This window comes from Streptomyces aurantiacus (genome assembly GCF_001418335.1).
Lineage (GTDB): Bacteria > Actinomycetota > Actinomycetes > Streptomycetales > Streptomycetaceae > Streptomyces > Streptomyces aurantiacus.
The window spans coordinates 1-1,332 of the sequence record NZ_LIPP01000534.1 but is presented as its reverse complement, the minus strand read 5'-3'; the positions used below and the strand labels follow the sequence as shown (position 1 = coordinate 1,332).

Here is a 1,332-nt window from a genome sequence, read left to right as displayed (position 1 = left end):
CCCCCACTCCCGTCCACGTCGCCGCCCGCACCCCACTCCCTCTCCAGGGCGTGAACCTTCCGCTCGGCGCCCTCCCTGGCCTGCCGGTTGGTCCACCACAGTTGATGGGCGACGAGCAGGAGGAGGACGACACCGAGGGTCACGACAACCTCGGCGCCGTTCCAGAGGAGGCGGACATAACGCACACGTCGCCGCCGCCCCCGCTGATGGACGACGGGAACGCGCACGATCACACCTCCTCCCGAGTCGCAGCTCGGGGGCCGGGGGGGGGCGGGTACCGGGGGGCCGCACGATAAACGCTGAGCCACCAACTCACCATCCCCACGCACACACCACCCCGCGCCACCCTCCACAACACCGTCCGCACGACAGCCGCACGCCGCGACTCACGCCGCGAGTCACGCCCTCCCACTGATCTCACCCCTGGCCAGCACTTACCTCACCTCCCTCACCTCTGTCGGCCGTCGGCAGTACGGTGTCATCCATGCGCCCCGACACGTCTGCCGAGTACGTCGACCACAACGCCGAAGCAGCACGCCTGGAGCGGACAGCCGGCCTCTACCCCGAGGATGCCGAACACCTGCTCCTGCAGGCCGCGGCCCACCTCGAACTGGCCGACGACCGCCCGCGAGCCACCTCGCTCTACGACCGCCTGCTCGCCAGCACGACACCGCTGGAGAACCCGTTCCTGGTACGAGCCCTGAAGGCGGCCAACCTCTGGGAGTACGGCCACGAGGCGGAGGCCGGGGCGATCATCACCGGAGTCCGCGCGGCGGCACCCCGCGACCCCGCTCCCTGGGTGATCGTGGCGGAGGCGCTGGAGGCCCACGACGAGCTGGAGGCCGCGCAGGAGACGTTCACGGAGGCGGCGGTCCACCTCCTGACCGACGTCCCGGAACCCCCGTACGCGACCCACCCGGTCCTCTTCGGCCGCCATCGGGTACGCCGCATGCTGGGCCTGTCCCACGACAACTGGGACACCCTCGCGGACACGCTGCACTCCTCCCCGGTGTCCCTGGACGAGCTCCACGACCCGAAGCGCGTGTGGTCGCTGGGCTCCGACAACCCGGCGGAGCTGGAGGCGGAGATCTCCCGCCTGCGCGCCGAACTGGGCACGTACCGCGAGGCGTTGTCCCGCCCGTTCCCGGTGGCGGTCCTCCACTGGCCGGCGGCCGAACTGACGGAACTCCTGGCGGCGTACCCGTCCCTGTCGTCGGAATACCCGTCCCACGAGGAACACCTGACGACGATAGAGAGCTCCCTACGCGAACTGGCCGCCTCGGGCACCCCGAACCTGGGCATCGTGACGGGCACGGTCCCGTCGTACGAGGC

1 protein-coding gene and 1 pseudogene are annotated in these 1,332 nt (G+C 70.9%); one reads left to right on the top strand and one right to left on the bottom strand.

The window, feature by feature from the left end; all coding sequences use genetic code 11:
• Nucleotides 1-227, bottom strand: a pseudogene (locus tag AOK01_RS39995) (class E sortase); the annotation flags it as partial.
• 257 nt (nucleotides 228-484) lie between these two features.
• Here AOK01_RS39995 and AOK01_RS39990 point away from each other — a divergent pair.
• Nucleotides 485-1,332, top strand: an 848-nt coding sequence (locus tag AOK01_RS39990) for a hypothetical protein (protein WP_055520561.1), incomplete at its 3' end; no start/stop codon positions are given.